The organism is Dyadobacter sp. (genome assembly GCF_051859145.1).
In the GTDB taxonomy this organism is placed as follows: domain Bacteria; phylum Bacteroidota; class Bacteroidia; order Cytophagales; family Spirosomataceae; genus Dyadobacter.
The window spans coordinates 1-2925 of the sequence record NZ_JBHYGF010000464.1 but is presented as its reverse complement, the minus strand read 5'-3'; the positions used below and the strand labels follow the sequence as shown (position 1 = coordinate 2925).

4 protein-coding genes and 1 pseudogene are annotated in these 2925 nt (G+C 45.1%); 3 read left to right on the top strand and 2 right to left on the bottom strand.

Annotated features, from left to right (window positions below; translation table 11 throughout):
• On the bottom strand, positions 1 to 203 hold a 203-nt coding region (locus tag ACTIE6_RS21960), incomplete at its 3' end, for a CoA-binding protein (RefSeq protein ID WP_439558674.1).
• Positions 204 to 362: 159 nt separating this feature from the next.
• Here ACTIE6_RS21960 and ACTIE6_RS21955 point away from each other — a divergent pair.
• The gene (locus ACTIE6_RS21955; RefSeq protein WP_439558673.1) at positions 363 to 935 is read left to right on the top strand and encodes an HNH endonuclease; all 573 of its coding nucleotides are present in this window, start codon (positions 363 to 365) and stop codon (positions 933 to 935) included.
• 9 nt (positions 936 to 944) lie between these two features.
• Here the strand turns inward: ACTIE6_RS21955 and ACTIE6_RS21950 are convergent, their stop codons facing one another.
• Complete coding sequence (locus ACTIE6_RS21950; protein WP_439558672.1) at positions 945 to 1247, bottom strand: HesB/IscA family protein; 303 nt, start codon at positions 1245 to 1247, stop codon at positions 945 to 947.
• Between the two features lie 140 nt (positions 1248 to 1387).
• Here ACTIE6_RS21950 and ACTIE6_RS21945 point away from each other — a divergent pair, with 140 nt between their 5' ends.
• Together ACTIE6_RS21945 and ACTIE6_RS21940 are read left to right on the top strand one after the other, a co-directional pair.
• Complete coding sequence (locus tag ACTIE6_RS21945; RefSeq protein ID WP_439558671.1) at positions 1388 to 1906, top strand: hypothetical protein; 519 nt, start codon at positions 1388 to 1390, stop codon at positions 1904 to 1906.
• A gap of 166 nt (positions 1907 to 2072) precedes the next feature.
• Positions 2073 to 2925 (top strand): annotated as a pseudogene (locus ACTIE6_RS21940) (endonuclease MutS2); the annotation flags it as partial.

Below are 2925 nucleotides of genomic sequence, written 5' to 3'. Positions count from 1 at the left end.
TGGTGGCTCGGGTTAATGTATAATGTAACGGTATCCACGTCTTCCCAGTCTGTCTTTTCAAGATGTATCTCCTCTCCCAACGCCGAACCTTTTCTCCGGCCGAGTAACAAGATCGGGTGACCGTAATTCCTGAGTTTCTGAGCAGCCAGATATGCGTACCTGGTTGGATTGGCAGTAGCGCCGATGATGAGCGTACGTTTCATTTTTATAGTTTTTGATGAATGTAAATGTGTAAACCCCGCAAGGCAACACTTATAGCAACAGCAAAAGATTGCAAAAATGTTTCCCGCACAGTGTATAACCAGCCGAAGCGGCAGATTTAAATGCAACCTGAAAAAACCTAATAATATATCCTTAACACAATGAATGAGTTAAATGTAAGTCGGAGTTTCTGGAACGAAAAGTGGGCAAAAATTAATTTCGACGAAATCGAGAACGCTCCTCATTACAAAGTATCCAATTATGGCAGGCTGAAAAGCTTTCAGAACAATCCGAAGGAGGGAGTGGTCATTAAAGGATCAGTTATCCAGGGATACAGATCGCTTAATATCAGGGTTGCGGGAGGAAAAACAATCAATCGTTATGTACACAAGCTTGTAGCTGAGCACTTTGTAGAAAAAGCTGACGCAGAACATAACTTCGTTATACATATTGACTTTGAAAAACAGAACAACTACTACGAGAATCTGAAATGGGTTACGAAGGCTGAAATGATCGAGCATAACCGCGAAAATCCGGCATTCATTAACCGTGTGATCCCGCGACGTACCAAGAATTACAAGTTGACGGAAAGCAAAGTACGTATCATCAAAAAGCTGCTTAAAAATGACAATAACCGGCTTAAAATGATCGCGAAGCAATTCGGGATTACGCATACGCAGCTTAACCGGATCCGTTCAGGCGAAAACTGGAAACACGTTACAATTGAAGAATAACAGATTTACTTACTTCATGTTCCTGTCATTGGCTGAAACCGTATAGCCGCTCCCGTTCACGCCTTCTTCATAATCAACCGATACTCCGATCACGTACATCAGGTGGCGACGGTCTATGATCACCTTGATTCCTTCCACGAGGTAAGTCTGGTCAAATTCTGTTGCTGTGTCAAATCCGAGCAGAAAGGTGCCGCTGCAAGCGCCTCCGCGCAACCCTACCCGCAGTCCGTAGGTGTCGGGAATCTTGTTTGCTTCCAGTGTAGATTTTATTTCCAGCCTTGCGTTGTCTGTAAGTTGAATCGGACTTTCCATTTGAATGCAGATACTCGTTCGGATAAAAACTAAACAGCGGCGCTCCCCGTTCCATTTGGCTGGCTTAAATAAATAGCCGCTTATTCTGGCAATCCGCTAATTTTGCAGTTCGTTTTTGGATCGAAAATTAACATTTGAATATGGAATATCAGCTTATATTAGCCTTTTTGCTACTGGGTGGGATTGTCACTTTCGGCATTTACATGACTATCACCACAGTAGCCGACAAGATTTTTGAAAGAAAGAAACTGGATATCAGAAGCAAAAACGTCGAGATCACACTTCCCCTGAGATTACAGGCGTACGAACGTATGTGTCTCTTTCTTGAACGTATCACACCGAGTAATTTGTTGTTGAGACTGGTACCATCGGCAATGAGCGCGCTGGAATTGCAGCAGATTCTTTTGCAGGAAATCAGGGATGAATACAACCATAATGTGGCGCAGCAACTGTACATGAGCACGCACGCCTGGGAGCAGATTACCAATGCAATGAATGAAACAGTTGCGGTTATCAACCAGGCAGCCACCGAAGTGACCGCCGAAGCCCCACCTTCTGACCTGGCTAAAAAAATCTTTTCACATGTAATCGAAAAAGAAGTACAGCCAGCCTCGCATGCATTGAAGGTGCTGAAGGAGGAGATCAGGGGAATATTTTAGGGGGCTGTTGGCTGTCGGCTGTCGGCTGTCGGCTGTCGGCTGTCGGCAATCAAACCTTACTACGCAAATTCATACTTGTGAGAAATTAAAAAGATCAAAAAGCCGAAAGCCGACTGCCGAAAGCCGAAGTACCTTTATTTAACAAAAAAATCCGCAAGCCAAATAAATGCTTTACCCCAATACACTAGAACAAAAATTAGGTTTTGATAAACTTCGGGAGCGATTGAAGGAGGCTTGTATCAGCACGCTGGGACAAGCTTTTGTGGAAAAGATCAAGTTTTCGGAGAATTTTACTTTGGTAGAAAAGCTCGTCAGCCAGACGGCGGAGATGCAGCGAATCCTGGAAATCGGAGAGAATTTCCCTTCCCAGAACTATATAGACGCAACACCTTACCTCAAACGCGCAGCAATAGAAGGAATGTTGCTGACGCAGGCTGAGTTTTCTGACCTGAAAGTTTCTCTGCTCACGATCAAGCTATGTCTGCGCTTCTTTGAAAGCCAGGAACCCGATATCTACCCTATTCTGGGCGAGTATGCGAAAACCATTAAAGTCGACAAATCGATTACCGACGCGATTGACCGCATTATCGATGACCGGGGACAAATCCGCGATTCGGCTTCCAGCGAACTGTCCCGCATTAGAAAGAGGCTGATTTCGGAACAGGCGGGAATCCGTAAAAAGCTGGATACAATCCTGAAATCGGCGCGGAGCAGCGGCTGGATTGGTGACGATGTTTCACTGACAGTTCGCAATGGAAGAATGGTAATTCCTGTTGCGGCTGAACACAAAAGGAAGCTGAAAGGATTTATCCACGATGAATCTGCGACCGGACAAACGGTTTTCATTGAACCTACGGACGTTTTTGAATCCAATAATGAAATCCGCGAGCTCGAATATGAAGAACGTCGCGAGATCAACCGGATACTGCTTGAACTGACCAGTCAGCTCCGGCCATTTGTTCCGGACCTGCAAAAAGCCTACGGTTTTCTGGGGTTAATGGACTTCCTGCGCGCCAAAG

What these genes read in the sequence shown, in the direction of transcription:
- ACTIE6_RS21955 (WP_439558673.1), top strand. Translation starts at nt 363, where the DNA reads ATGAATGAGTTAAATGTAAGTCGGAGTTTCTGGAACGAAAAGTGGGCA.
- ACTIE6_RS21950 (WP_439558672.1), bottom strand. Translation starts at nt 1,247, where the DNA reads ATGGAAAGTCCGATTCAACTTACAGACAACGCAAGGCTGGAAATAAAA.
- ACTIE6_RS21945 (WP_439558671.1), top strand. Translation starts at nt 1,388, where the DNA reads ATGGAATATCAGCTTATATTAGCCTTTTTGCTACTGGGTGGGATTGTC.